The 26,198-nt window shown below is 63.1% G+C and carries 27 protein-coding genes and 2 pseudogenes; 11 read left to right on the top strand and 18 right to left on the bottom strand.

The features are described 5' to 3' along the window. Positions 1 to 14: 14 nt before the first annotated feature. The 5 genes from MESS4_RS10485 to MESS4_RS10470 are packed head-to-tail and all read left to right on the top strand — an operon-like array spanning position 15 to position 3,420. Positions 15 to 752 (top strand): ATP-binding cassette domain-containing protein, encoded by a 738-nt coding sequence (locus MESS4_RS10485; RefSeq protein ID WP_006329772.1) that lies wholly within the window; start codon positions 15 to 17, stop codon positions 750 to 752. Then, on the top strand, positions 745 to 1,503 hold the full coding sequence (locus MESS4_RS10480) for an ATP-binding cassette domain-containing protein (RefSeq protein ID WP_006329771.1): 759 nt from the start codon (positions 745 to 747) through the stop codon (positions 1,501 to 1,503). The genes MESS4_RS10485 and MESS4_RS10480 overlap by 8 nt, the downstream gene beginning before the upstream one ends. Next, positions 1,500 to 2,453 carry an ABC transporter permease gene (locus MESS4_RS10475; RefSeq protein WP_006329770.1) on the top strand — a complete coding sequence of 318 codons (954 nt, stop codon included), beginning with the start codon at positions 1,500 to 1,502 and terminating at the stop codon, positions 2,451 to 2,453. The genes MESS4_RS10480 and MESS4_RS10475 overlap by 4 nt, the downstream gene beginning before the upstream one ends. After that, entirely contained in the window at positions 2,450 to 2,779 is a 330-nt protein-coding gene (locus MESS4_RS34480) for a hypothetical protein (protein WP_006329769.1), read from the top strand. Before MESS4_RS10475 ends, MESS4_RS34480 begins: the two co-directional genes overlap by 4 nt. Next, positions 2,692 to 3,420, top strand: coding sequence for an ABC transporter permease (locus MESS4_RS10470; RefSeq protein ID WP_006329763.1), 729 nt, complete (start codon positions 2,692 to 2,694; stop codon positions 3,418 to 3,420). Before MESS4_RS34480 ends, MESS4_RS10470 begins: the two co-directional genes overlap by 88 nt. 22 nt (positions 3,421 to 3,442) lie before the next feature. Here MESS4_RS10470 and MESS4_RS10465 read toward each other — a convergent pair whose 3' ends face one another. Both MESS4_RS10465 and MESS4_RS10460 read right to left on the bottom strand, forming a co-directional pair. Then, positions 3,443 to 4,282, bottom strand: coding sequence for an amidohydrolase (locus MESS4_RS10465; protein ID WP_006329762.1), 840 nt, complete (start codon positions 4,280 to 4,282; stop codon positions 3,443 to 3,445). 63 nt (positions 4,283 to 4,345) lie between these two features. Continuing rightward, positions 4,346 to 5,131, bottom strand: coding sequence for an IclR family transcriptional regulator (locus MESS4_RS10460; RefSeq protein WP_006329761.1), 786 nt, complete (start codon positions 5,129 to 5,131; stop codon positions 4,346 to 4,348). A 102-nt stretch (positions 5,132 to 5,233) separates the two neighbouring features. On the opposite strand from MESS4_RS10460, the pseudogene MESS4_RS10455 reads away from it, so the two are divergent. The 5 genes and pseudogenes from MESS4_RS10455 to MESS4_RS10435 form a co-directional block, all read left to right on the top strand. Continuing rightward, positions 5,234 to 5,470: pseudogene (locus tag MESS4_RS10455) on the top strand (TOBE domain-containing protein); the annotation flags it as partial. 21 nt (positions 5,471 to 5,491) lie between these two features. Beyond that, positions 5,492 to 6,604: a mandelate racemase/muconate lactonizing enzyme family protein gene (locus MESS4_RS10450; protein WP_006329758.1), complete on the top strand. Its 1,113-nt coding sequence runs from the start codon at positions 5,492 to 5,494 to the stop codon at positions 6,602 to 6,604. Positions 6,605 to 6,614: 10 nt separating this feature from the next. After that, a complete protein-coding gene (locus MESS4_RS10445; protein ID WP_036241014.1) occupies positions 6,615 to 6,944 on the top strand; it encodes an L-rhamnose mutarotase in 330 nt (109 codons plus the stop codon). Further along, complete coding sequence (locus MESS4_RS10440; protein ID WP_006329756.1) at positions 6,937 to 8,013, top strand: Gfo/Idh/MocA family oxidoreductase; 1,077 nt, start codon at positions 6,937 to 6,939, stop codon at positions 8,011 to 8,013. Before MESS4_RS10445 ends, MESS4_RS10440 begins: the two co-directional genes overlap by 8 nt. Further along, complete coding sequence (locus MESS4_RS10435; RefSeq protein WP_036241041.1) at positions 8,010 to 8,471, top strand: MaoC/PaaZ C-terminal domain-containing protein; 462 nt, start codon at positions 8,010 to 8,012, stop codon at positions 8,469 to 8,471. The genes MESS4_RS10440 and MESS4_RS10435 overlap by 4 nt, the downstream gene beginning before the upstream one ends. 385 nt (positions 8,472 to 8,856) lie before the next feature. Here the strand turns inward: MESS4_RS10435 and MESS4_RS10430 are convergent. The 7 genes and pseudogenes from MESS4_RS10430 to MESS4_RS10400 all read right to left on the bottom strand — a co-directional run bounded on the left by MESS4_RS10430 (position 8,857) and on the right by MESS4_RS10400 (position 16,377). Next, positions 8,857 to 9,602: pseudogene (locus tag MESS4_RS10430) on the bottom strand (SDR family NAD(P)-dependent oxidoreductase). Between the two features lie 38 nt (positions 9,603 to 9,640). Further along, positions 9,641 to 10,819 (bottom strand): alanine--glyoxylate aminotransferase family protein, encoded by a 1,179-nt coding sequence (locus MESS4_RS10425; protein WP_006329744.1) that lies wholly within the window; start codon positions 10,817 to 10,819, stop codon positions 9,641 to 9,643. A gap of 26 nt (positions 10,820 to 10,845) precedes the next feature. Further along, the gene (locus tag MESS4_RS10420; RefSeq protein ID WP_006329743.1) at positions 10,846 to 11,652 is read right to left on the bottom strand and encodes a 4-pyridoxolactonase; all 807 of its coding nucleotides are present in this window, start codon (positions 11,650 to 11,652) and stop codon (positions 10,846 to 10,848) included. Between the two features lie 47 nt (positions 11,653 to 11,699). Beyond that, positions 11,700 to 12,635: an ABC transporter permease gene (locus MESS4_RS10415; protein WP_006329742.1), complete on the bottom strand. Its 936-nt coding sequence runs from the start codon at positions 12,633 to 12,635 to the stop codon at positions 11,700 to 11,702. A gap of 4 nt (positions 12,636 to 12,639) precedes the next feature. Then, a complete protein-coding gene (locus MESS4_RS10410) occupies positions 12,640 to 13,737 on the bottom strand; it encodes an ABC transporter permease (RefSeq protein ID WP_006329741.1) in 1,098 nt (365 codons plus the stop codon). Further along, positions 13,734 to 15,305 carry an ABC transporter ATP-binding protein gene (locus tag MESS4_RS10405; protein WP_006329740.1) on the bottom strand — a complete coding sequence of 524 codons (1,572 nt, stop codon included), beginning with the start codon at positions 15,303 to 15,305 and terminating at the stop codon, positions 13,734 to 13,736. The genes MESS4_RS10410 and MESS4_RS10405 overlap by 4 nt, the downstream gene beginning before the upstream one ends. Before the next feature lie 79 nt (positions 15,306 to 15,384). Next, positions 15,385 to 16,377, bottom strand: a complete 993-nt coding sequence (locus MESS4_RS10400) for a BMP family protein (protein ID WP_244441110.1) — start codon at positions 16,375 to 16,377, stop codon at positions 15,385 to 15,387. A gap of 158 nt (positions 16,378 to 16,535) precedes the next feature. On the opposite strand from MESS4_RS10400, the gene MESS4_RS10395 reads away from it, so the two are divergent. Further along, on the top strand, positions 16,536 to 16,937 hold the full coding sequence (locus MESS4_RS10395) for a hypothetical protein (RefSeq protein ID WP_244441109.1): 402 nt from the start codon (positions 16,536 to 16,538) through the stop codon (positions 16,935 to 16,937). Between the two features lie 39 nt (positions 16,938 to 16,976). Here the strand turns inward: MESS4_RS10395 and MESS4_RS10390 are convergent, their stop codons facing one another. The 9 genes from MESS4_RS10390 to MESS4_RS10350 all read right to left on the bottom strand — a co-directional run bounded on the left by MESS4_RS10390 (position 16,977) and on the right by MESS4_RS10350 (position 26,076). Then, a complete protein-coding gene (locus tag MESS4_RS10390) occupies positions 16,977 to 17,984 on the bottom strand; it encodes an ABC transporter substrate-binding protein (RefSeq protein ID WP_006329734.1) in 1,008 nt (335 codons plus the stop codon). A 39-nt stretch (positions 17,985 to 18,023) separates the two neighbouring features. Beyond that, positions 18,024 to 18,839, bottom strand: a complete 816-nt coding sequence (locus MESS4_RS10385) for an ABC transporter permease (RefSeq protein WP_006329733.1) — start codon at positions 18,837 to 18,839, stop codon at positions 18,024 to 18,026. After that, the gene (locus MESS4_RS10380; protein WP_006329732.1) at positions 18,836 to 19,678 is read right to left on the bottom strand and encodes an ABC transporter ATP-binding protein; all 843 of its coding nucleotides are present in this window, start codon (positions 19,676 to 19,678) and stop codon (positions 18,836 to 18,838) included. The genes MESS4_RS10385 and MESS4_RS10380 overlap by 4 nt, the downstream gene beginning before the upstream one ends. A gap of 136 nt (positions 19,679 to 19,814) precedes the next feature. After that, the gene (gene fhmpcd1, locus MESS4_RS10375; RefSeq protein WP_006329731.1) at positions 19,815 to 20,744 is read right to left on the bottom strand and encodes a 5-formyl-3-hydroxy-2-methylpyridine 4-carboxylate 5-dehydrogenase; all 930 of its coding nucleotides are present in this window, start codon (positions 20,742 to 20,744) and stop codon (positions 19,815 to 19,817) included. Then, positions 20,745 to 21,365: a glutathione S-transferase family protein gene (locus MESS4_RS10370; protein WP_006329730.1), complete on the bottom strand. Its 621-nt coding sequence runs from the start codon at positions 21,363 to 21,365 to the stop codon at positions 20,745 to 20,747. Between the two features lie 25 nt (positions 21,366 to 21,390). Next, positions 21,391 to 21,798 carry a RidA family protein gene (locus tag MESS4_RS10365; RefSeq protein ID WP_006329725.1) on the bottom strand — a complete coding sequence of 136 codons (408 nt, stop codon included), beginning with the start codon at positions 21,796 to 21,798 and terminating at the stop codon, positions 21,391 to 21,393. A gap of 11 nt (positions 21,799 to 21,809) precedes the next feature. Beyond that, positions 21,810 to 22,937 (bottom strand): hypothetical protein, encoded by a 1,128-nt coding sequence (locus MESS4_RS10360; protein ID WP_006329722.1) that lies wholly within the window; start codon positions 22,935 to 22,937, stop codon positions 21,810 to 21,812. Between the two features lie 79 nt (positions 22,938 to 23,016). Beyond that, the gene (locus MESS4_RS10355) at positions 23,017 to 24,168 is read right to left on the bottom strand and encodes a cupin domain-containing protein (protein WP_006329721.1); all 1,152 of its coding nucleotides are present in this window, start codon (positions 24,166 to 24,168) and stop codon (positions 23,017 to 23,019) included. Positions 24,169 to 24,447: 279 nt separating this feature from the next. Beyond that, entirely contained in the window at positions 24,448 to 26,076 is a 1,629-nt protein-coding gene (locus MESS4_RS10350; RefSeq protein WP_006329720.1) for a choline dehydrogenase, read from the bottom strand. Positions 26,077 to 26,198 lie beyond the last annotated feature (122 nt).

Raw genomic sequence — 26,198 nt, 5'->3', positions numbered from 1 at the left:
CATCGAAACACGACATGCTTGAAATCCAGAACATATCCAAACGCTATGGCGAGACGGTCGCTCTTGCCGACGCCTCGATCGCGTTCCGGGCGGGGACCATACATACCATTCTGGGTGAGAACGGTTCGGGCAAGAGCACGATGGTCAAGCTCCTGTCCGGCATCGTCCAGCCGGACAGTGGCGCGATCCTGCTGCAGGGCAAACCGTTTTCGGGTGCGCGCCCATCTGCCTTCCAGGCGCAAGGTTTCGCCACGGTCTTCCAGGAGGTGCTGATCGCACCGGATCGCAGCGTGACGGACAACATCCTGCTTGGCCTCGACGGGCTGGTCCGGCGCTCCGTTCCCCGCAACCAGCGCCGCGACAGGGCGGCGCTGGCGCTGAAGCGCTTCGCGGTCACCGACGTTCCCCTTGACGTACCCGCCGGCCTGTTGCCGCTTGCCGCACAGCAATTGGTCGTTCTCGCCCGTGCGATCGTGCGCAACCCAAGGATCCTCATTCTCGACGAGGTCACCGCCGCGCTCGACTTCGCCGACCGCGAGTCTGTCTTTTCATTGATGCGCGCCCTTGCCAGTGAAGGTTGCCTCATCCTGTTCATCACGCATCGCATGGATGAAGTGATGTCGCTTTCGGATCGTATTTCGATCCTGCGCGGGGGCAGCGTTGTACGCACCGAAGAGCGTGGCGCCTCGACAACGGCTGAACTTCTCAAGGCAATGGCGCCACGCACCGCGGCGGAGCTGGCGCATGGCTGATCGCCACGTCCCTGACTTTCGTGGCCTCGCCATCCGCGACCTCGTCATCGCGCCCGGCGCCAGTCCGATCACGCAGGCGATTGCTCCCGGCGAGATCGTCGGCCTTGCCGGCCTCGACGGTCACGGCCAGGAGCTGTTCCTCAAGATGCTCGCCGGCCTTGCGCCACCGCTTGGTGGCTCGATCGTGCTCGACCTGCCCAGCGGAGGCGGCAAGATCACGGGGTTCCGCAAGGCGGTCTCCAGCGGCATCGCCTACCTGCCGCGCGACAGGCGGGCGAACGGCATTTTCCCGACCCAGTCGGTGCTCGACAATTTTGCCGTATCGACACTGTCTCGCGATACGCGCCTCGGCCTGATCAGTCCAGCAGCGCGCAAGGCGCGCTACGATATCTATCGCGAAAAACTGTCGATCGTCGCGCCCCGGCCCGATGCGCCGATCACCACACTGTCGGGCGGCAATCAGCAGAAAGTGCTGCTGGCACGAGCTCTGGCTCTGGAACCGGCGATCCTGCTGCTCAACGACCCGACGCGTGGCGTCGATGTCGCAACACGGCATGTGCTCTACGACGTCTTTCGCGGCCTAGCGTCCGACGGCATGGGACTTGTCATCCTCTCCAGCGAGATCGAGGAGATCCTGCTCTTGTGCCATCGCGTGCTGGTGTTCAGGGAAAACGAGGTTGCGGCTGAGATCGCCGGCCAGGCGCTGACCACCGACACCGTGATATCAGCCATGTTCGGACGCGCGGCATGAGCCCGACCAAACGCTTTCCAGTTCTCTGGCGAAACGTCGGCTTCGCGGCGGTGCTGCTGGTCGTCCTGCTTGCGGTCAATCTCGCCCTCAATCCGGCACGGTTCCAGCCGGGGTCCTGGGGCGCACTGATCGGACTGGCCGCGCCCTTGATCGGCGCGGCCATCGCCTCGACGCCCGTGATCCTGGCCGGCCGTGGCGGCATCGACATCTCGGTTGGGCCGCTGATGGGTTTCGTCAACGCCGTGGTGATCCAAGTGCTTTTCCTTGGAGCCGGCATCTCTTCGCCTCTGATCCTCGTACCCGCCGCGCTGCTGGTCGGCGCGCTGGTCGGCGCGGCGAACGGCTTTCTGGCAACGATCGTGCGCATCCAGCCGATCGTCGCCACGCTCGGCACCTATCTGATCCTTACCGGCGTCACGCTGACGATCCTGCCGGCGCCGATCGGTCCCGCGCCAGCCTGGCTCAAGGCCTTGTCCGGCCCGTTGTCGATGCTGCCGCTGGCGGCAATGTTCATTGGCTGGTGGCTGGTTCGACGAACCCCATACTACGATCAACTTATGGCGGTCGGCAGCGACGATCGCGCCGCTTACACCGCCGGTGTCGACGTCACGCGCGTGCGCTTCATCGCCTATGTCACGACCGGTCTTCTCAGCGGATGCGCCGGGCTGATGCTGACCGCGCTGATCGGCTCCGCCGATCCCAATATCGGACCAACCTACACGCTGATCGCGATTGCCGCCGTCGCTCTCGGTGGCGTCAGCCTGGCCGGCGGCCGTGGTGGTGTGGCGGGCGCGGCCATCGGCGCCATCGACATCTTCCTCCTGCAAAGCGTGCTGACGACATTCAATGTCTCGACCTTCGTCCTGCAGATCGCCTATGGCGCGATACTGGTGCTGGCCGTGATGCTGACAGCGCTGCAGGAGCGTCTAGCCACCAGGAGGCTGACATGAGATTCGGCCGAAACCTGTTTGCGACGACCAACGCCCGCGTCATCGGTGCTTTCTGCGTCGCCGCTCTTCTGCACGCTGTCGGCACCGCGCTCATTCCGGGCTACTCGACGCCGTTTGCCGTACGCGCCATGCTGGTGCTCGCCTCGCTGCTTGCCGTCGCCTCGATCGGGCAGACGCTGGTCGTGATCATGGGCGGCATCGACCTGTCCATTCCTTCGTCATCGGCTTCGCCAATGTCGTGGCGGCGCAGCTCTATGGCGACGGCTGGAACTTTTTTCTCGTGTGCGGCCTCGTCGGCGTGCTGGCGATCACTATCGGCGGGCTGAACGGTCTGATCTCGCGCAGCCTCGACATCCAGCCGCTCATCGTCACGCTCGGCATCGGCATGGTCGTGCAAGGGCTGGTGTTGCTGTGGACAGCCGGCTTCCCTTCAGGCTCCGCGCCGCAAGCCGTTTCCAGTTTCGTGTCGATCGGCGGCTCGGCCGGTCCATTGCCGGTGCCGTGGCTGGTGCCCAGCCTCGTCGTGTTGACGGCATTCGTCGTTCTGGTGCTGGAACGAACGCCCTACGGACGCCGGCTCTATGCGCTGGGCAGCAATCCGGGGGCCGCACCGCTGGCGCTGATCGACCCGGTTCGCATGTGGGTCATCACTTATGCGGCAAGCGCCTTCTTCGCCGCCGTAGCGGGGGTGCTTTTGCTCGGCTTCACCGGCTCGGCCTATGGCGATGTCGGCCAGCCCTATCTGTTCCAAACCATCGCGGCTGTGGTCGTCGGCGGCGCGGCGCTGGTCGGTGGACGCGGCAGCTATCTCGGCACCATCGCCGGCGTGCTGGTGCTGACCGAGATCAACACGCTGCTGATCGGCCTCGGCTTCCAGCCTTCGGCGGTTCAGGCCGCGCTTGGCTTCATCATCGTGGCGCTTGTCTCACTCTACGGCCGCGAACGGCACGTATCCGCAACGATCTGAGGTGACGCCGAGACAAACACGGCTATGCCAGCCGCCAGAGCTTCCGGGCATTCGCGGACAAGAGCCTGTCGCGCTCCGCGACGCTACAGCCCGAAAGCAGCGCATGGGTCGCCGCCACCCAGGTCGACAAGCCGCCGCCAAGCGTGCAGACAGGCCAATCGCTGCCCCAGACGACGCGGTCCCAGCCGAATTCACCGATCGTGTGTTCGACAAAAGGCCGCAATGTCTCGGCCGTCCAGCTGCCGGGATCGGCATAGGCAACGACACCGGAAATCTTGGCCATGACATTCGGGCGTCGCGCGATCTCGCTCATATGTTCACGCCATGGATGCTCACCCTTGCCCTTGATGTCGGGCACGCCGCAATGGTCGAGGACGAACTGCACGTCGGTCGCAAGGTCGGCAAGGGCGATCGCCTTCGGAATCTGATGCGGCAGCACGACGAGATCGAAGGTCAGGCCGGTGCCGCCGAGCCGCTTGACGTTGTCACGGAACAGCGCGCCTTCCGATAGCTCGTCGGGCATGACATGGAGAACGCGGCGGAACCCCTTGACGAAGGGATTTGCCTGCTGGCGTTCGAGATAGGCCGGAAAATCCTTCTCCTCCGGCCGGCAGGAGGCGATCGCCCCGACCAGCAGGCTGCCGGGCTGCCGTGACAGCCCTTCGACACGACCGGTTTCGGCCTCGATGTCGGCCGGATCGACATCCACTTCCATGTGCAGCACGCGCTCGACGCCGACACGGTGAGCCTCCAAGGCGTACTCCTCGTAGGAAAAATCGCGGTCGAGGGCCGGCACGCCGGCGAGCCAGGGATAGCGCAGCACCGAACGATCTATGAGATGCAGATGGGTATCGATGATCATGGCCGCTCCTCCTCTTGGCTGTCCAAATCATCTCACGGAGGAATTCTTCATTCAAATAAGAATTTACGCCGATGAGCCGACCGCCGATCCGGCCAGATGCGACAGCTTTTCGGCCATCGCCAGCAAAAGTTCGATCGTCCTGGTGATGTCGGGAGCCGAGGGCGCATTGACGACGGTGATGTAGGGGATCGACAATGCGGCGATGGCCTTGCCGTCGGAACTGCGCACCGGTGCCGACAGGTTGTAGACGCCCGCGGTCTGCATCGAAGCCATCATCTCGTAACCACGGTCGCGGATCTGGTCGAGCCGGGCAAAGAACTCGGCCGGCTGCGCCGTCTTGTCGGTGCTGCGGACATGCTCGGAAATCATCATCCGCCGTTCTTCCTGTGAACGGAAGGCCAGCAGAACATGTCCCGAACCAGTGTCGAACAGGCTGATATGGGAGCCGACCCGGATCGAGATGCCCCAATAGTTCGGAGCCTCCTGCTGGGCGATGACGACAGCGGAACCGCGATCAAAAACAACAAGTTGGTTTGCCTGCTGCGAGGTTTCGGCAAGTTCGCGCATCACCGGCGTCGCGTAGGAAACCAGCCGCCGCACCGGGGCGTGCAATTGCGCTAGGCCGAACAGCTTCAGCGTCAGCGAATAACGGTCTCCGTCCAGCCTGGTGACGTAGCCGCGGCGCACCAGCCGGTCGAGCATGCGGTAGAACTCGTTGGGGCTGCGGTCGAGTTTCTTGGCGATTTCGGCCTGGGTGAGACCTCCGTCCACGCCCGCCAGCAATTCCAGGATGTCCAGCCCCTTGTCCAGTGCCGGGGCGCGATAACGCTCGTCTTCGCTGTCATCCATAGCCCATCCCTCCAGTGAATTCGATTCTTCATATACGCAGGAACGCGGCCGGCAGAAACAAATTTCGCCTTGACGTACCCTTCTTGTCGCTCAATGAGTTCCGGCCACGGCATCAGTTCCGGCGGTGCTGCCGATGTCCATCAGATCGAATTGCCGATAACGGTCACCGAACCGCTCGGCAACGAGACGCTGGTGTTCGTCGAATTCAACGGCGGCGACTGGGTGTCGCGCATGCTGAACCCCAGACCGCTGAGGCCGGGCGAGCGGGTCGCCATGAGCCTCGACATGTCGCAGGCGCATCTGTTCGCCGCCGAGACCGGAAAGACATTGCGGAGCTGAAGGCATTGCGGAGTTGAAGACATGGCCAAGATCGAGAAAGTCGAACTGCGGATGGTGGACCTTGTGCCCAAGGTCAAGCGCACCGACGCCATCCAGAGTTTCGTCAGCCAGGAAACGCCTGTTGTGACGATTACCGATTCCGACGGCGCGGTCGGCACCGGCTACAGCTACACGATCGGCACCGGCGGCTCGTCGGTGATGCGGCTCCTGTCCGACCATTTGGCGCCGCGCCTGATCGGCCGCGACCCCGACATGATCGAGGCGATCTGGCACGACCTCGAATTTGCCACGCATGCCACCACCATCGGTGCGATCACGGCCATAGCGATCGCGGCGATCGACACAGCACTTTGGGATCTGCGGGCGAAGAAGCAGAACCTGCCATTGTGGAAACTGGCCGGCGGCGCCAAGGATCGCTGCCCGCTCTACACCACCGAAGGCGGCTGGCTGCACATCGAGACGCAGGCGCTGGTCGACGACGCGCTGGCCGCCAAGGCCAAAGGCTTTCGTGGCTCGAAGGTGAAGATCGGCAAGCCGCATGGCGCGGAGGATCTGGCGCGCCTGTCGGCGGTGCGCAAGGCGGTTGGCGACGGCTACGAGATCATGACCGACGCCAATCAGGGCTTTTCGGTCGATGAGGCGATCCGGCGCGCGGCCAGGCTGCGCGAGCTCGATCTCGCCTGGATCGAGGAGCCGCTGCCGGCCGACGATATTGACGGGCATGTGCGGCTGTCGAACTCGACGCCGACGCCGATCGCCATCGGCGAGTCGCTCTACTCCATCCGCCATTTCCGCGAATACATGCAGAAAGGCGCCTGCTCGATCGTGCAGGTCGATGTCGGCCGCATCGGCGGCATCACGCCCTGGCTCAAGATCGCCCATGCGGCGGAGGCCTTCGACATTCCCGTCTGCCCGCATTTCCTGATGGAGCTGCATGTCAGCCTGACCTGCGCTGTTCAGAACGGCAGATATGTCGAGTACATTCCGCAACTCGACCAGTTGACCGGCAAGCATATGCGCATCGAGGATGGCCAGGCGCTGGCGCCCGACGAACCGGGTATCGGCATCGACTGGGACTGGGATGCGGTGAAGGCCATGAGCATCGCCGAATTCACCACGGCGATCACCAGATAGGGAGACGGGCATGCAGCGGATGGGGATGGTGCTGGGGCTGAAGCCCGAAAAGGTCGAGGAATATGTCCGCCTTCACGCCGCCGTCTGGCCTGATGTGCTGACCATGATTTCGGTCTGCAACATCAAGAACTACTCGATCTACCTGAAGCGGCCGGAGAACCTGCTGTTCAGCTATTTCGAATACCATGGCACCGACTATGCGGCCGACATGGCCAAAATGGCGGCCGACCCGAAAACCCAGGAATGGTGGGCCGTCTGCATGCCTTGCCAGGAGCCCCTGGCGACGCGCAAGGAAGGCGAATGGTGGGCAACGATGGACGAGGTCTTCCATCATGACTGAAGGCGGTTTCGACCCTGCCTCACTCGTCCAATCCTGGCCCAAACCCTCGGCGCCCCGTCCGATCGTCACCTTCGGCGCCGGGTCGATCGTCGGCGACGCGCATTTCCCGGCCTACAGAAAGGCCGGCTTTCCGGTCGCCGGCCTCTACGACCCAGATCATGCCAGGGCGACGCGGCTGGCGGACCAATGGGGCGTGACGGCCTTTCGCTCGGTGGCGGAAGCCGCCGCTGTCGACAGCGCGATCTTCGACCTCGCCACGCCGCCGTCGCACCATGCCGATGTGCTGAAGGCATTGCCTGACGGCGCGGTGGCGTTGATCCAGAAGCCGATGGGCGGCGACCTCGCCGAGGCGAGCGCAATCCTGGGGATCTGCCGCGCCAAGAGGCTTCAGGCGGCAGTGAACTTCCAACTCCGCTTCGCCCCGATGATGCTGGCGCTCAAGGATGCCATCGCCAAGGGCTGGCTCGGCGAGATCGTCGATTTCGACGCCTGGCTGGCGCTGGCGACGCCGTGGCAGCTTTGGGAGTTCCTGCTCAAGGCGCCGCGGGTCGAGATCGCCATGCATTCGATCCACTATCTCGATCTGATCCGGCAATTGCTTGGCGACCCAAGAGGCGTCCACGCCAAGACGCTTGGCCATCCCAACCATGCGGTGGCGCAGACACGCACCAGCGCCATTCTCGACTATGGCGACACCGTGCGTTGCGCCCTGTCGATCAATCACGACCACAAGTTCGGCCGCCGGCACCAGGCCTGCGAGTTCCGCATCTGCGGCACCGAGGGCGCTGCCTATCTCAAGCTCGGCCTCAATCTCGACTATCCGCGCGGCGAGCCGGATGTGCTGGAGATCCATCCGAAAGGCGGGACGGACTGGGTCGCCGTGCCATTGGCCGGCGAGTGGTTTCCCGACGCCTTCGTCGGCCGCATGGCCAATGTCCAGCGTTTTGCGACCGGAGAAGAGGCAACGCTGATCAGTTCGGTCGAGGATGCCTGGAGCACTATGGCGCTGGTCGAGGCGGCCTATCAGTCGAGCGCGGCGCCGGCGACGCCTATCGCGGAAAGACCCTGATGGAACAGATCCGGTATTTCGAGGACTATGAGATCGGTTCGTCGCGCCTGACCAGCGGCCGCACCATTACCGAGACGGACTTCGTCGTCCATGCCGGCCACACAGGCGATTTCTTCCCGCACCACATGGACGCCGAGTTCATGAAGACGACGCCGTTCGGCCAGCGCATCGCCCACGGCACGCTGGTGTTCTCGGTCGGCGTCGGACTGACGGCAAGCGTCGTCAACCCGGTCGCCTTTTCCTATGGCTACGACCGGCTGCGCTTCATCAAGCCGGTGTTCATCGGCGACACGATCCGCACGCGCACCACTATCTCGGCGAAGGAGGACGACCCGAGGCGACCAGGTTCAGGACGGGTGATCGAGCGCTGCGAGGTGATCAACCAGCATGGCGATGTCGTCCTGGCGGCTGACCATATCTACGTCGTCGAACGTCGTGACAAGTCGAAGCAGACTTGAATGCGCTGCTCCATGCATGCTTCAGTCGGGAATGGTAAGCCGCTACGCGGGACAGGTTCGATCCGGCTACGCGATATGCAGCCGGTCATGCAAGCCGCGGTGTGAACTTTGGTACCTTATAGAGTGGCGATGACGAATCCGAAGTTCACTATGATTTCCCCTTGATTGGCCGGCCTATGACACGGCCTTGCGGATACACTCTTGGTCGCGCCCGTCCGCTGTTGCGGCGTTTGCTTGTTTATCTTTGCTTGTCAGCTGATGAGCGCGTTGCGCAACCCGTGCGACCCAATGCATGTCGCCCAAAAGTGAGCAGCGGTTTTGGGCGACATGCATAAAAACAAAGACTTAATGCGCGCCGTACGAATCTCTTCAGACGCAACGCGTTTTAGTGGCGCACCATCCCGGCGTCGACGTTCAGCGTCTGGCCGGTGATCCAGCGCGCATCGTCGGAGGCCAGGAACGAAACCACATCGGCGATATGTTCCGGTTGCCCTTTGCCTTTCATCGCCTGAAGCATTTCGACGAAGCCGAACGCCTCGTTGTGCGGGCTCGACTTGACGCCGTCGCTCTCGATCAGGCCAGGCGTTATCGCGTTGGCGGTGATGTTGTATTTGCCGAGCTCCGTGGCGAGCGCCCGGTGAAGCCGATGACGCCGCCCTTGGCCGCGACATAGGCCGCCATGTTCGGCGTACCGGCAAAGAAGGTGTTGGATGCGATGCTGATCACCCGCCCGGCCTTGCCGGCGGCGCGCATCTGGTCCGTGCCGGCGCGGCTGACAATGAAGGTGCCGGTCAGATTGACGTCGATGATCTTGCGCCAATGGTCGAGATCGACATCGTCCCAGGCAATGAAAGGCACGATGCTGGCATTGTTGACCAGGATGTCGATGCCTCCGGTCAGCGCCTGGATCTCGGCGAAGAGTGCCTTGACCGATGCAGGATCGGAAATGTCGGCGGCGATCGCCTTTGCTTTTCCACCGATCGACGCGGCCGCCGTCTTGGCGCCTTCCGCGTTGATATCGCTGACGATGACGGTCGCGCCATCGGCGGCCAACCGCGCCGCGATCGCCTTGCCGATGCCTTGTGCGGCCCCGGTAACCAGCGCCGTCTTTCCCGCAAGCCGTTCAGTCATGAAAGTGCTCCCTCAATCCGTGATCCTGTGAATTCATCTCATGCGTCGGCGTCGATAATGGCGAGCGCCGCCTCGATGCCTTTGCCGATCGCAAGCTTCCGGCCCAAAGCATTCATCGCGCCGCCAAGCGCCGTCAGCGCCGCGATCGCATAGATCGGCTGGGCGGTCGGGCCCATATGGCCGATACGTGTCAGCTTCCCCAATGTCTCGCCGCGACCCGACGAAAACACCACGCTATAGCGGGCGCGCGCGGCCTGGCGAAGCGCCTTCTCGTCGACACCTTCCGGCGTCCGGACAGCGGTCGTGGTCGGCGACGCGATCTTGTCGCTGGCGGCCCAGATCGACAGGCCCATGGCGGCGACGCCGGCGCGCGTGGCCTTGGCAGTGAGCGCGTGGCGCGCCCACACCGCCTCCGGTCCCTCATTGAGGTAGAGGTCGAGCGCGACGTCGAGTCCGTTCATCTCCGCGACGGACGGCGTGAACGGAAACGGCTGGTCCTTCGACCACGCATGCTCCCAGTCGACGATGCTGAGCATCGACGCGCGTGGCGCTGCCTTGTTGGCTTTCATCTTGGCCCAGGCCCGCTCGCTGACCCCCATCATCGTGAGGCCGGGAGGCGCGCCCAGGCATTTGTTCGGGCCCGTGACATAGATATCGGCCTTGCAGTCCTCCGGATGCGTCTTCATGCCGCCGAAGGACGAAACCGCATCGACGATCAGATAGCCGCCATGCGCCGAGACCAGCGCGCCGATAGCGTCGATCGGGTTGATGGTGCCCGACGGCGTGTCGTGGTGGCAGACGGAAACGATGGTGATTTCCGGATGCGCTTTCAGCATTGCCGCGACCGCCTGCGGGTCGATCGCCTCGTTGTAGGGCACCTCGATTTCGAGGAGATGCGGCGAATAGCGCTTCGCCCAATAGCCAAACCCCTTGCCGTAGACGCCGGAGGCAAGGTTGAGCACGACGTCATCGGGCGTGATCAGGGATGCTGCCGCCGCCTCCAGGCCGAGCACCGGCTCGCCATGGAGAATGACCGGCTTGTTCGACAGCCGCATCGCCTTCTGCGCTTTGTCGACCACACCCTCGTAAAAGAGCTGGAACGCCGGATCGTAATCGTAGAGCACCGTGCGAGCGAGGCCGCGCAGCACATCGGGATAGGCGTTCACCGGCCCCGCGGTGAGCGTGATGACCGGTTCGGCGTGTTCGAGATAGCGCATGGTCTTGTTCTCCGCATTGGCGGCAGTCAGCCGTAGAACTGCGTGCCGGTCCTGTAGGTCTTGAAGTTTTCCATGTCGTGCGAATACATCAACTCGGCGCCATGGTCCTCGGCGAGTTTCTTCACCTTGCGCATCGACTTGACGCCCGCCACCGGGTCTATGTGAAAAGCCGCCTGGCACAGCGTTTCAAGACTCTTCTGCGTGTAGGCCGCATCGATCGTGAACATGATCGGCTTGCGTTTGGGAAACTCCACCAGCAGGCTGTAATGGCCGATCGAATGACCGGGCGTCGAGATCAGCCTGACGCCCCTGGCAAGGTCGACGTCGCCGTCGATGCCCTCGAAGGTCGAGTTGGCGCGCGTCGTTCCCGCAAGCAACTGCCCGGTCGCGCCACGCGCTTCGGCAGCCTCCGCCGAAAAGCTCAGATCGGAATAGCCGAGATGTTCGAAAGGCTCGGGGTTGCAGGCCTGCGGCACCTCGGTCCGGTGGCAGATCTTCTTGGCATGCGGGAAATACTTGTTGCCGCCGCAATGGTCGAAGTGGAAATGCGAGTTGACGACGACGTCGATGTCCTTCGGCTCGAGGCCGAGCAGCGCCAGGGCGCCGGGAATGGTCTGGTGCTTTTCCTGGATCGGCTTTTCGAAAGGCAGCACCTTCATGACGTGATCGTAGTCGTAGCCGGTGTCGATGAGGAAACGGCCCTCGGCATGCTCGATCAGGATCGAATAGACGGGAAAGCGCACTTCGCCGCCGGGGCCGCGATTCCAGAACACGTGATACCCGTCGAGAACGAGCGAGCCGCCATCGAGCAGGTAGACCTTGGTATCCGACATTTTTGTCTCCTCTTTTGGCGCGGGTCCCGTCCGCGCATGAACTGTGATCAGCGCGCGCCCCGCTCATATGGAATGCCGAGGGCGGCCGGCAGACCGGCCCTTCTCCCAAACAGCACCAGCATGATCATCACCGCCAGGAACGGCAGCATCTGGATGATGTCGGTCGGTATGTTGATGCCGGCCACCTGCATGGCCGTCGTCAGCGACAGGCAGACGCCGAACAACAACGCGCCGAACAGCACCCAGACCGGCCGGCCGCGCGCCAGCATGGCCAGCACGATGCCGAGAAAGCCCGCGCCATTGGTGATGAAGGGAATGAACAGGCCGGCCCCGATATTGGCGAGATAGGCGCCGCCTAGCCCGGCCAGTGCTCCGGTCGTCAGCACGGCGACGGTGCGGGTTCGCAAGACGTCGATGCCGGCGACATCAAGCGCTGCCGGCTTGTCGCCGGCAGCCTGCAGGTTGAGGCCGAGCTGCGTGCGCCGATAGATGTAGCCCATGCCGAAAACCAGCGCGACCGCCAGATAGACGATCAGATGCTGCTTGAACAGCGCCGGCCCGATGACCGGAATGTCCGACAGCAACGGAATGACCGTGACGTCCACCGCCGGCAGGCGGGGATAGCTGCGCGAAAACTGGAAATGGTGGAGCAGCGCCGTCAGACCTTCAAGGCCCAGGGTCAGCGCGATGCCGATGACGATCTGGTTCAGCCCGATGCGCACGCAAAGCAGCGCCATGACAAGCGCCACTGCCATCCCGCCGCCGGCGCCGGTGAGAAAGCCCAGCCACAGCGATCCGGAATAGAAGGCGCCGACGAAACCGAGATAGGCGCCGGCCAGCATCATGCCCTCGATGCCGATGTTGAGCACGCCGGCCTTTTCAGACATCTGTTCACCGAGGCCGGCCAGGAGCAGCGGGATCGCCGCGGTGACCGCACCGAACAGAAGCGCGCTGAGAAAGACTTCGCTGAACAGCCCGGTCATGGCTTCAGGCCCTCCGCGACTGGTTGTAGCGGTGATCGATATATTCGGCGAGCGCCAGCACGATCAGCACGATGGAGACCAGCACCAGCGTGAAATGTTTGGGCACGCCGAGCCGGCGCGCGGCACTCTCACCGCCGATCGAAAGCACCGAGAGCAGGAACACGAAACCGATGGCGGCAAAGCCGTTCATGCGGGCGAGGAACACGACGGGGATGACAGCCAGCCCATAGGCGGGGTTCCAGTCGGCGCGGACGTTGCCCTGCACACCGAGGATATCGACAGCGCCGGCAAGGCCGGCCAGCCCGGCCGAAATAGCAAAGACGGCAATGGTCAGCCCCGGCACGCCGAGCCCCGAATGGATCGCCGCGCGGGGGTTTGCGCCGACGATCCTCAGCTTCAGCCCGAACGCCGTACGCGTCATCACCAGATGCACGATGATGATTGCCGCCAGTCCCAGCAGCAACCCGCTGGTGATGGTCGTTCCGAACAGCCGCGGCAGCCTGTCCTCGACCGGCAAGGTGCGGGTCTGCGGCACGGTTGTGCCTGGATCGCGAAACACCAGCTTGACCAGCACATTGGCGAGCGAGGTGCCAAGGAACGTCATCATCAGCGTGGTGATGATCTCGTTGACGCCCTGATAGGCGCGCAGCAGGGCCGGCAACAGCGACCAGATCATCGCCACCACCATGGCGATGACGAACGAGCAGAAGAGCGCCAGCCAGGCCGGCATGACCTGCACGAAAAGCGGAGCGCTGGCCGCCGCCGTTACCGCTCCGAGCAGGAACTGGCCGTCGCCGCCGAGGTTCCACATGCCGGCGCGAAAAGCCACGATGAGACCGGCGGCAAGAAACAGCAGCGGCGCCATGCGCGTCAGCGTCTGCTGGATGCCGAGCGGCGAGAAAAGTCCTTTCTCAAGCACGAAACCATAATAGGCAAGCGGATCGACGCCGACGGCAAGCAGGATGCAGCCGGCGATGATCAGGGCGGCCAGGATCGGGCCGAGCGTCATCAGCAGCCGATGCTGGATATCGCGGCGCGTTGCCACCGCGGCCGTGGCGTCGAGTGCGGTTGCGCTGGCGGATGGGGCGGTCTCGATGCTCATGCGGCAAGTCCAATCATCAAGCGACCGACCTTGGTGCGGGCATCGTCGACATTCTCGACCGTGCCGACGAGCGATCCGTTCGCGATGACGGCGATGCGGTCGCACATGCTGAGCAATTCCTCGAGGTCGGTGGAGATGAGCAGCACGGCAAGGCCGCGTGCCGCCGTGTCGCGGATGCGCTGGCGCGAAGCCAGTGTGTTGGCGAGATCGAGCCCATAGGTCGGCTTGTTGAAGATCACCACTTTTGCGCCTTCGGCGAGTTCGCGCGCCAAAAGCACCTTCTGGATGTTGCCGCCGGAGAGCCGGGCGACCGGCGTTTTCAGGCTTGGCGTGCGCACGTCGTATTCGCGGACGAGTTGAGCGGCGCGCTGGTCGATTTCGGCGCGCTGCTCGACGCCTTTGCGCCAGAAGGGGGCCGCGCCGACCTGCTTGAGGAAGAAATTGATCGAGACCGGAAAGGTTCCGACCGTGCCCTCGCCGAGCCGGTCGTCGGTCAGGTAGCGAAGGCCCTTCTGGCGGCGTTCGCCGACACTCAGCGCCTCGATGGACGCTCCCTCCAGCCGCACCGAACCGCCCGCTGTCGCACGCTGGCCTGCCAGCGCCTCCGCCAGTTGCTTCTGGCCATTGCCGTCGATGCCGGCTATGCCCAGCAACTCGCCCGGGCGGATGTCGAACGAAATCGACGACAGGCCCGGCGCATCGTCTGTCGGCGCGACCGCGAGATCATGGACCCGAAGCAGCGGAGCCGCTTCGGCATGGATGGTGCGAACCGGACGCTGGGCCGCTTCCGGATCGTCCTTCTGCTTGCCGAACATCAATTCGACGATCTCCGAGATGATCGCCTGCTCGCCCAGCGCGCGAAACCGCTCTGGAGGAATTTCTCCGACCTTGCGGCCGAGCTTCAGCACCGAGATGCGGTCGCCGAAGGCCGCCGCCTCCTTGAGCTTGTGGGTGATGAAGACGATCGCCAAGCCCTGCTCGACCAGGCGGCGCATCAGCGCGCCCAGCTCATCGATGCCCTTCGGCGTCAGCATCGAGGTCGACTCGTCGAGGATCAGCAGCCGGCTGTTGCGCACCATCGCGCGCAGGATCTCGACCTGCTGCTGTTCGCCGAGCGAAAGCTCGGACACCTTGGCATGCAGCTTGACCGTGATGCCGAGCGTCCTGGTGATCCCGGCGACACGCGCTTCCAGTTCTTCGGTCTTGGGGCGCTGCCACCACGGTCCGCCGAGCAGCAGGTTTTCCGCGACCGTCAGCGTCGGCACCAGCATCATGTGCTGGAATACGGTGCCGATGCCGAGCGCCAGTGCATGGCGGGGCGAGGTGATCGCGGTAGGCTCGCCGTCGACCAGTATGCGCCCCTCGTCCGGCTGCTGCAGGCCCGACAGCATGCCGATCAAGGTGGATTTTCCAGCGCCGTTTTCACCGAGCAGCACATGGACCTCGCCCGGACGGATTGCCAGATCGACGCTGTCATTGGCGACGACGCCGGGGAACCGTTTCGTCACGCCTTCAAGGGCGACGATGTCGCGCTTGTCGGCGCCCGACAATGAAGAAAGACTGCCCATGAAAGCCCAGAACCTAAAAACATGAATCGGTCCGGAGGGATGAACTGGTCACCCCTCCGAGTAGCCGGTTTTGATCGCCCTACTGGGCGACGCTGGTCATCAGCGCCCTGACGGCTGCCGCATCATAGACCGGCTCGACCGGGATCTTGCCGGAAATGACGTCTTCACGCAGCGCCTGGATCTCGGTCCAGACATTGTCCGGGATCGCAGCGGTCTTCAGAAGCTTGACCGAATCGTCCTTGAGGCCGATCGAGTAGCTCTTGGTGCCGAACGTGTCGGCCTTCAGGTCGGCGATCATCGCCGCATAGACTGGCTCGATGTTCCAGACCACCGACGAAAGCAGGAAGCCTTTGTCGATCGGCGTCTTGTCGCCGATGACGTCGATGAAATAGACCTTGCCGCCGTCGCCGGCCTTGGTCGTCTCGACCGCCTGCAGCATCCCGAAGCTCGAACCGTTGCCCTGGCCGAAGATGATGTCGGCGCCCGACGCGATCACGCTTTCGGTGACGCGCTTGCCGCCGGCTGCGTCGCTGTAAGCGGCGGGTCCGATCACGGCATAGGTGACCTTGACGTCCGGGTTCTCGGCCTTCACCCCCTGCGCGAACGCTGCCGACTGCGAGTTCCACGAGGGCGGCTCGCCCGAAACGACGATGCCGACCGACTTGGAGCGCGACATCTTGGCGGCGAGGCGGCCGGCAAGGTAGGCGCCCTGGTGGCCGCTCAGCGTGTAGTCGGCGACGAGGCCCTTCTCCAGACCGGTCGGCGTATCGACGATCGCCACCGGCACCTTGAGTTCCTTGGCGATCTCGGGAGCCGCGGTATTGTAGCCGCTGGCGTGCGCAATAAGCAGGCTGGCGCCGTCGGACGCCAGTTCGCGCAATGTCGGCCGCACGTCGCCATAGCCGAGGCCCTGGGCCACGACCACCTCGACACCGGCCGCTTTCGCCGCCGCCTTGGCTGCGTCGATACCTTGCTGGTTCCAGCCATAGTCGGTGCCTTCTTCCGGCGTCAGGATGGCAATCGACTTGACTTCAGCCGCCAGTGCGCTGCCCAGCAAGAAGCTGCTCAACATCAAGGCGCTTACGCTGCTCTTAAAAAACCTAGACATGTTACCCTCTCTGTTTGGTTGACCAACAAATATTCTTATTGTTATTGCGCAAAAGCGAGATATACTGCCAGAATCATCACATATGGAGTTCAGGCAAAGTGGTAGTTCGATATATCCTTCCGGTGTTGCTGACGTTCACGTCGTTCGCCAACGCGGTCGAGTTGCGGCACGTCACCGTCCGGACAGGCACCGAAGGACTCGATCCAGTACCGCTGACGATTTCGAATGCCGGGCGCGAGGCGCTTTCCTGCAACGCCGACTTCGCCCACTGGTATTCGGCCGCGATCGCCACCGCGGCGCCTGGCAAGAGCGCGCGTGTCGAGCTGTGGTTCGATCCAAAAACCGGGACGTATGCGATCCTCAACGACAAGCGCGAAAACCTGCCCGTCGAGCGGCTGTGGTGCGGTCTGGCCGGCCATGCATACGCCACGCGCGTGCAAATCGCGCTCGACCGAACCGAGGCGGTGAAAGGCGAGCGGGCCGTCACCTGCGATGTGGCGCAGGACCGTCTGGTCTGTCGGTAGACGCTCAGCTTTTGCCAACTCGGACACCGCCCCCGACCTTCACTTTGCCGCCAGGAATTTGTCGGTAAACACCTCATCGGCAGGCAGCGCCGACTTGAGCACCCCCTGGTCCAGAAGGGTTTTCAAGGTTTCGTCCCACTGCGCCTTGGTCATCCAGCCGAGGCCGTGCTCCTTCGTCGCCGGGCTGTTGAACGTCGAGGCAATGTCGGCCTTGAGCTGGGCCAGCAGGACATCCTTCTTTTCCGCATAGCCTGGAACGGTTTTGGCCGTGATCTCGGCGGCTTCTTCGGGATGGGCAGCGACATAGTCGAACGCTTCCCTGTAGGCCTTCACGAAGCGGCGCACGACATCGGGCTTGTCCTTGATCATCTCCTCGGACGTGAACAGCCCCGAGCCATAGGCTTTCCAGCCGTGGTCGGCACCGAGCATGATGCTTAGCGAACCCGGGCCGCCGGCCTTGGCTTCAAGTTCGGGAACCTCCGCATCGAGATAGCCGGCCACCGTCTGCACACGCCCGAGCAGCAGGTAGCTTTCGTAGGGCGGCGAGACGCTGTTGAGCGTCATATCCTTCTCGCTCAAGCCGTTGGCAGCCAGGAAGCCCCTGAAGAAGATGTAAGTGGAGCCGGCCGGATGGATGCCGATGGTCAAGCCCTTGAGGTCGGACGGCTTGGTGAGCTTGACCGTCTTGGCGAGCGAGATAATCCCCAGTGGCGACTGCTGGTTGACCGCCGCCAGCGCCACGACGGGAACATTCTGGGACCTTGCCACGGCAAGCGTGGGAAGATCGCCGAACCCGAATTCAGCAGTACCGTTGCCGACGAAGCGCATTGCGTCGGGCGAGCCGGAGCCCTTGCGGATCTCGGCGACGTCGATGTCGTTCTTGGCGAAAAAGCCCTTTTCCTTGCCGACAAAGAACATGGCGTGATTGCCGCGCACCACCCAGTCGAGCTGGACGTTGACCTTGTCCGCAGCCTCAGCCGCGTTCGGGCCAAGCGCGCCGACAAACGCGGCAAAGGCGGCTGCCTTGATAAGAGAGCGTCTCAGCATTGTTTGTTCCCTTCTTTGACCTTGGTTGTTCGAGAAAGCCTAGGCATGGCTGAATTTCGGCGCCCATGGCACCACGAGGCGTTCGAGAATTTCGGCTGCGTAGTAGAAGGCGATGCCAAGCACGGAAACGAGCAGGAGCGCCGCGAAGACCAGGGCTGTGTCGAGCTGGGTCGAGGCGAACTGGATAACGTAGCCGAGTCCGTCCGAGGCTCCGGCGAATTCGCCGACGATGGCGCCGATGACGCTCAGGGTCGCGGCTATCTTGGTCCCGGCCATGAGGCTCGGCAGCGAGTGGGGAACACGGATCCTGAACAGGATCTGGGTCGGGCTGGCGCCAACCGAATTCATCAGCGCCAGAAGCGAGCGGTCGACCGACTGCATCCCCGCCAGCATCGACAGCGTCACCGGGAAGAAGGCGATGACCAGGATCAAGCCGATCTTGGGTGCGAGCCCATAGCCGAACCAGAGGATGAAGATCGGGGCAAGCGCGACCTTCGGGACATTCTGGAACAGCACCACGAGCGGATAGAGGGCGCGCCCCAGCCAGTCGAAGCGCACAATGACGAGAGCCAGCGCAATGCCGACCATGACCGAGACAAGAAAGCCAAACAGGATTTCGCCTGCCGTGATCATCGTCGCCTGCGCGAGCGTGTCCCATTGCGCGACCAGGGATCGTGCAATCTCGGAAGGGGCGGGAACGATAAAGGAGGATATGGAGAATATCCGCACGGCGGCTTCCCACAACACGATCGTCACCAGCAGAAGGATGACCGCCGGCAGCCAGCTGCTTGTCGCAGCGCTCCAGCCGGAAGCCGGCTGCGGCGGCGAGATATCGACGACGGGTTGTTTGCTCAAGACACGCCTCCCGGCTGATGGCTGGAGCGCAGCATCCCCCGAAGCTGAAGCACCAGCCTGACAAATTCGGGGACTTCGGCCACGGAAGCGTCGCGCGGATAGGGCAGCGAAATATCCAGGCTCTGCGTGATGCGTCCCGGATTGATTCCCAGCACATGAACCTGGCGGGACAGGTGAATGGCTTCGTCGATGGAATGCGTCACCAGGACAATCGTCTTGCCGGTCCTCTGCCAGATCTCGAGCAGCGACTGGCCCATCTGATCGCGGGTGATCGCGTCAAGCGCGCCAAACGGCTCGTCCATCAGCAGGACCGCCGGATCGAGCGCCAGGGCCCGGGCGATGGCGACCCGCTGACGCATGCCGCCGGACAATTCGTTTGGGCGCTTGTGGGCGGCGTCGCCCAGTCCCACCAGGTCCAGCATCTCCTGTCCACGCGCTCGCAACGCCGAGCGCGACATCGACCTGTCGGCGATACTCAGCAGCATCGAGGCGTTGTCGACGGCATTTTTCCACGGCAGCAGATTGGCGTCCTGAAAGACGAGACCGATCATCCGTTTGCGCGCTGCTTCGCCTGGCGAAAGGCCCGCGATCGAAACGCTGCCGCTGCTTGGACGCACCAGCCCGGCCAGCACTTTGAGCAAAGTACTCTTGCCACAGCCTGAAGGGCCGATCAGGGAAACGAACGACCCTTTGGGAACAGAAAGGTCGATGTCCCTGAGGATCAGCTGCCGGTTCTGATCCGCGCCCATGACGACCGAAACGCCCTGGGCGGAGATGAGGTCATCGTGGCGGATGTGGGCCGGTCTGCCACCGGCTGGCCGGATGGTTTCAACCTGCATGGCTTGTTGCCCCACGCGCATTCGTTACCCGCGCACATGCCGTCTTGACTGTGATGGCGACGACCTCGGCGCCGTGCGCGCAAGCGGCTGACCGGCAGAACTCCCCAACCCGGCTGCGCGCGCCTTGTGCCATTGCCTACTCCCGGCCTTCGAGGATGCGGCGCACCGCGACGAGCTTGCGCGCCCGTTCGCCTTGCAGCGCCTTTATCTGCTCGGCTGTGTAGGAGAACATGCCCTCGCCCGACTTGATGCCGAATTTCGACGCGCCCGTCTTTTCCAGCACGATCGGGGCGACGTCACCCCGATTGGAAAGGTCGGCGTTCAGGAACGACGAGACGGATTTGTAGATATCGAGGCCCGCCATATCGAGCAGCGCCATCGGCCCTATGACGGCGATCTTGTAGCCGATGCCCCATGAAACGCAGGTGTCGAGATCCTCCGGTTCGATGACGCCGCGCTCGACCAGGTCGACCGCCTCGCGCAGCAGCGCGTAGAGCACGCGGTTTTCGACGAAGCCCGGGACGTCCTTCTTCACCACCACCGGCAACAGGCCGATCGAGCGGATCAGGTCGCGGATCGTTGCCACGGTTTGCGGGGCGGTCTTCTCGCCGCCGATCACCTCGATCATCGGAATGATATGCGGCGGGTTCGACCAGTGCATGCCGACCATCCGTTCAGGATGGGAGATATGGGCCTGCAGCTTGGTGATCGGGATGCCGGACGTGTCGGAGGCGACGATGACCGAGGAGGCGATCAGCGGGTCGATGGCGCGATAGGTTTCGGCCTTGATGTCGATGTTCTCAGGCACATTCTCGATCACCAGCTCCGCACCATCGACGGCCTCGGCGATGGTGCCCACGAAGCGCACAGCGCCTGGCCCCGACGGAGGCGCCTTGATATCGAGACGATCCAGAACCCCGCCGGCCATATCGAGCATGCCGCGGGCGCGTTCGACCGCGGTTTCTGAAACATCATGCGCCGCGACATCGAGCCCACTGCGCGAAAGCCGCGCGGCGATGCCCGGGCCCATCGTTCCCAGACCGATGAGGGCGGCGCGCTTGATCATTTATGCGGCCTTTGCCGGGGCGGCGGCGGTCGCCGCCTTGAAGGCCGGGCGAGCCGCTACCGCGGCCACCCAGCGCTCGAGATCGGGCAGAGAAGGCCGGTCGATCTTGAAGTCGACGCAGCGCTTCAGGATCGGCGCGCAGGCGATGTCGGCGATGGTCAGCTTGCCCAGCGCCAGGAAATCCTTGCCGGCCAGATGCCCATCGACGATCTTGAGCTGTGCGACTAGATCCTTCACCTGTTCCTTGTATTCGGCGGTCTGTTCCTCGGGCGTCAGCTTGGCGCCTTTGAAAGCAGCCAGATAGCCGGGATTGACGGCAGCCAGCAGGAAATCCATCCAACGCTCGACCTCGGTCCTTTCCGCCGGCGTGGCGCCATTCAACTGCTCGGCGCCGGATGCCGCCAGATAGCGCAGGATTGTGTTGGACTCCCAGATCACTGTGTTGCCGTCGACCAGCGTCGGGACTTTCGACGTCGGATTGAGCGCCTTGTACTCGGCCGTCTGGGTGTTCTCGAACTGGCGGCCGTAGTCCTCACGCTTGTACGAGGCGCCAAGCTCCTCGAGCATGAAGAGCACCTTTTGAACGTTGCCAGATGTCTGGCGGCCTAAGAGCTTGTACATGTCGTCTCCTCGATTGTGTCGTGGCCTACTTGCCCGCCGGCAACGGCTTGTAGACGATGGCGTCCATTTCGATCTTGGTGTTGATGACCGCCTTTGCCTCGACGGTCGTGCGCGCCAGCACCGCGTCGCCGATCCCCTCGAGGAACGCCTTGTTGTAGCGGCCAAAGTCGCGCGTATCCTCGAGATAGGTTGTGATCCGCACGACATCGGACAGCGTCGCGCCCTCATCCGCGATGACGCGCGCTATGGTCTTCAGCGTGGCCAGCGTCTCTTCCTCGATCGTGCCGCTTATCATGTTGTTGTTCTCGTCCTTCGGCACCTGGCCGGAGACGAATATGAAATCACCCGCGCGGACCGCCGGATGAAACGGCAGATTCGGGTTCTTGTTGCCGATGGCGTAGTGGCTGGCGGATTTTCGCGTGCTGTCGCTCAACCTATCCCCCCCTAGAGTACGCTGGTTTCGATGATGTCGACGCCGCGGATGCGGTCGATCAAGTAGACGATGCCACGGTCGTCGATGGTGACGTCGTTGGAAGACGAACGCTCGGCGCCCTCCGGCGCATCGGGCATGAAATGGCCGACCTCCTTGGGGGCGAACGGGTCGGCGATGTCGACCAGCCGCAGCCCCTGCGCGAACCACGCAAAGGGAATGATGGTGCCCTTGAACCGCTCGGAAGGCTGATGGCAGCCCGTCATCGGCGGTTGCGGTGCGCCGTCCGGGTCGAGGCCTGGCACCTGGAAGGTCGAGATCGGCAGCGGGTTCGTCTCGTCGGTGATGTCGTAGATCCAGGTGAAGGCTGGCGCCGAAGGTCGAAGCTTTGCGACATCCTCGTCCGCCACCACCATGATGTTGCGACCCTTGAGCGGCTGCGGGATCGGCAGGCATGTGTGGGTGGGATGCGGAAAGCTCGGGCTCGAATTGACGTGCGAGACAAGCTTCGGCTTCGAAATGTCCGAAATGTCGAGGATGAACAGGCCATGATGCCAGTAGCTGACATAGAGCCGGTCGCCCATGCGCAGCGGATGGTGGCAGCGCGGCGTGACGTAGTCATGCCACGGGTACTCTTCGCCGCCGCCGGTCCACTGGCCCGGTATCCACCAGCGCCCGACTTCAATCGGGTTAACCGGATCGATCAGATCGAGGATCATCACGATGTTGCCGACATAGCCGTCAGCGGTTGGCGAGATATAGGCGTAGCGGCCGTCATAATCATAGCGATGTACGCCATGGCCGCCGGTTGTCCATTTCGAGATGAGTTTCGGCTCTGCCGGTCGTGTCGTGTCGTAGAGCGCCAGGCCGCCACCGAAATCGGCCGGACCTGCATTGCCGAAGCGCTCGTGGTTGATGATCATCAGGCCGTCCTGGGCGCGCACCTTGTGTGAGTGCCAGCCCGGCGGAACATCGATCGTCGCGATCTTCGTCGGATTGCGCGGATCTGAAATGTCGACCAGCGTCGTGCCGCTAGGCGGGCGCATGTGGCCGATATAGAGGATGTTGCCGTCGACCCAGACCTGACCGCCGCCCGGACAATCGACATGGCCGATCTGCTTGGTGTTGAACGCCGAAACCAAATGCTTACGCCCTTGCTGCTGAAACGTTTTTCGGTGTCCGCGCCGCGATAAAGCGGCACGGACATTTTTCGCTGCAAGGTCAGGCGATACGGAGCAGATCGCCAGCCTGGTCGCGGCCCCAGCGCTTGTAGAGGAGCAGCGCCTTCTGGGTCGGCGCATCGGTCGCACCGAAGAAGATGACCGGTTCGCTCGAGGAGCCATTGACATGCTCGACCCACGAACCGCCCGGAATGGCGATCGTGTCGAACTGGTTCCAGTCGTAGCGCTTGCCGTCGATGACCGAATGGCCATTGCCGCGGAACGGCGCCAACAGCAGGCTGGCCGTCTCGCGCTGCGGCAGCGTCTTCTCGCCCGGCCGCAACATCTGGACGTAGAAGTTGATCGTGTGGAAGACCGGACCGCCAGTGGTGGGGTCGACATAGTCGATGACGATGCCTTCATGCGGATCGCCGTCCCAATCCTTGTGGGCGTCGAGGATCGCTTCCATCTTCTCCCAGCGATAGACATACATCGGCGACGACAGGCCGCCGCCACGCTTGTGGTCGACGAAGCGCGGCATCAGGCCGCCCTCGCCATAGATCCGCTGCGAATAATCGCTCGGGAAGCGCGCCGTCTGGACCTTCTTCTCGACTTCCTTGCCGTCGACCATCTCGGTGTATTTGTGGTCGAAATGCACGGCGTGCAGCGTCTCGACCAGCGGCAGGTCGAGAACCGAAAGGTTGACCGCCTGCTCGCCACCGACCGTGCCGTGATTGTGCCAGGCGTCGTTGGGCGTCAGCACCATGTCGCCAGGACCGAAAACCACATCCTCGCCCTCGACGCCGGTGAAGTTGCCCTTGCCGGTCAGGCCAAAACGAATGGCGCTCGGCGAATGCTTGTGCGGCGGCATGATCTCGTCGGGATCATTCAGGCGGTAGGCGGTGTACATCGTGCTGACCGAGGCGCGCTTGGGCGCCAGACCCGGATTGACCAGGATCAGCGACCGGCGCTCGCTGTCGTCCATGGTCACCAGTTCCGCGGCCCGCTGCAGCAGCGGCTCGATGTCGGCATAGGACCAGACGAAGGGAACCGCCTTCGACGTCGCCATGAGCTGCTTGATCTCGTCGTGATCGACGCCTTCCGATGTCGCCCAGAACGGAAACATGTTCTTTTCGTAGAGGGCGTCGTAGAGGCCCTTCAGCGCCGCCTTCTTGTTGGTGACGTTGACGTTTGCTGGTTGCGCCACGGACATGTCTGACACCTCTCTTCAAGAAGAAAATACGTTTAACCAACTCAACCGTATTCGGATTGGTTTTGCTCGACAATCCCAAAACTGAGAATTTTTAAAGTTTTTGGTTGGATGCTTTTTTCAAAGGCAAATGCCCCGAAAAACGGCAGAAAAGTCTAAAAAAATGCGGAAAACAGTCAATCCAGGACGAGCCATGATGACCCCGGCCGCCGCACGGCAGCCCAACCAACTCGAATTTTTTGTTCAACCAATGGATTTTGGTTGAATTCCGGGCGATGCCGGTCAGGCCGCCATGCTTTGTTCAGCACGGCTGCGGATCAAGTCCGAGGCCCTTTCGGCGATCATGATGACCGCCGCATTGATGTTGCCGCATATGAGGTCCGGCATCACGGAAGCATCCACCACGCGAAGCCCGGCAACACCGCGCACCCGCAGTTCGGGATCGACCACCGACCCGGCATCGATGCCCATGCGACAGGTGCCGCCGGGATGGTGCACGGTGATCGAGGTTTTGCGGATATGCTCATCGATCTCGTCGTCGCTCTGGCATTTTGGACCCGGAAAGAATTCCGATGCGATGAACGGCGTCATCGAGGGCTGCGCAGCGAGGTTGCGCGCGACGCGGAAGCCGGCGCGAAGCGACTGCCAGTCACGCGGCGAAGACAGGAAGTTCTGGTGGATCAGCGGTGCGGCCAACGGGTCGCTCGATGCCAGCTTCACGCTCCCCCGGCTTTCCGGCTGGACAGCGACGATGCGCGTCGCAAAGCCATCGGCGAAGGGCGCCTTGAATGGCGACATGTAGGGCCATGCAGCGAGCGGTGCAGCCGTGAAAAGCAGCTGGACGTCCGGCAACGGCCGGCTTGCATCGCTTTTCAGGAACGCCACGACCCCGCCAGGCACATCTCCCGAAAAGCCCTTTCCGGTGAAATAGGTCTTGACGAAATCCATCCCGATACGATCCGCCCGCATCATCTTGAGGAATGGCCCTGGCTGCCTACGCCGATACATCAGGATGACCGAAACATGGTCCTGCAGGTTCTTGCCGACCTGCGCACGATCGACTTTCGTCTCGATACCATGCGCGGCGAGCTCGGCGCTATCGCCGATCCCCGACAGCATCAGCAGCTGAGGCGTATTGATGACGCCGCCGGCAAGCAGTACCTCACGCCGCGCCAGAACCTCGTGGGTCGCGCCGCCTCTGGTGTAGGCGATGCCCGTTGCGCGCCCATCCTTCAGCAGGACCTTCGTCGCCATCGCGCCGGTCAGCACCTTCACATTGCCGCGGCGCATGGCGGGCCGCAGATAGGCGGACGCGGTCGAGCAACGGCGGCCGTTCGCAATTGTCATCTGCAGGCGGCCGAACCCCTCCTGTACGGCGCCATTGTAGTCGTCGGTCTGAGGGTATCCGGCATCCCGGCTGGCCGTGGCGAAGGCATCGATCAGTTCGTCCTTGTAGCGGCAGAACTGGGTATTCAGCGGCCCGCTGCCGCCACGATAGTCGCTTGCGCCCTTTTCCCAGTGCTCCTGCTTCCTGAAATAAGGCAGGACCTTGTCGAACGACCAATCGGTCAGGCCGCTTGCCGCCCAGCGATCGTAGTCGCCACGATTGCCGCGCACATAAGCCATGGCGTTGGTGGAGGAAGAGCCGCCGACAACCTTGCCGCGTGCGCATTCGACCTTGCGCCCGCCGACATTGGCTTCAGGCTCGCAGAAATACATCCAGTCGTGACGGCGCTCGGTCAGGATCTTGCCCCAGCCGAGCGGGATGTGGATCATCGGATCGCGATCCCAATCCCCGGCTTCCAGGAGCAGCACGGAAACCGCGGGGTCTTCACTCAGGCGGTTTGCAAGCACGCAGCCGGCCGACCCGGCTCCGACAATGACGTAGTCAAAGGTTTCCCCAAACGGCATGCACGGGTCCTCGGGAGAAGGACGGCCCGCCGCGATGAGAGCCGTCTAGAAACAACTGCGTCACTCAACCATCGCGCAACTGGTGTTGTCAACCATCGTGCACAGATGTAGATTGGTTGAGT

The organism is Mesorhizobium sp. STM 4661, assembly GCF_000359125.1.
Taxonomy (GTDB): Bacteria; Pseudomonadota; Alphaproteobacteria; order Rhizobiales; family Rhizobiaceae; genus Mesorhizobium.
This window is presented reverse-complemented; position numbering and strand designations above follow the sequence as displayed.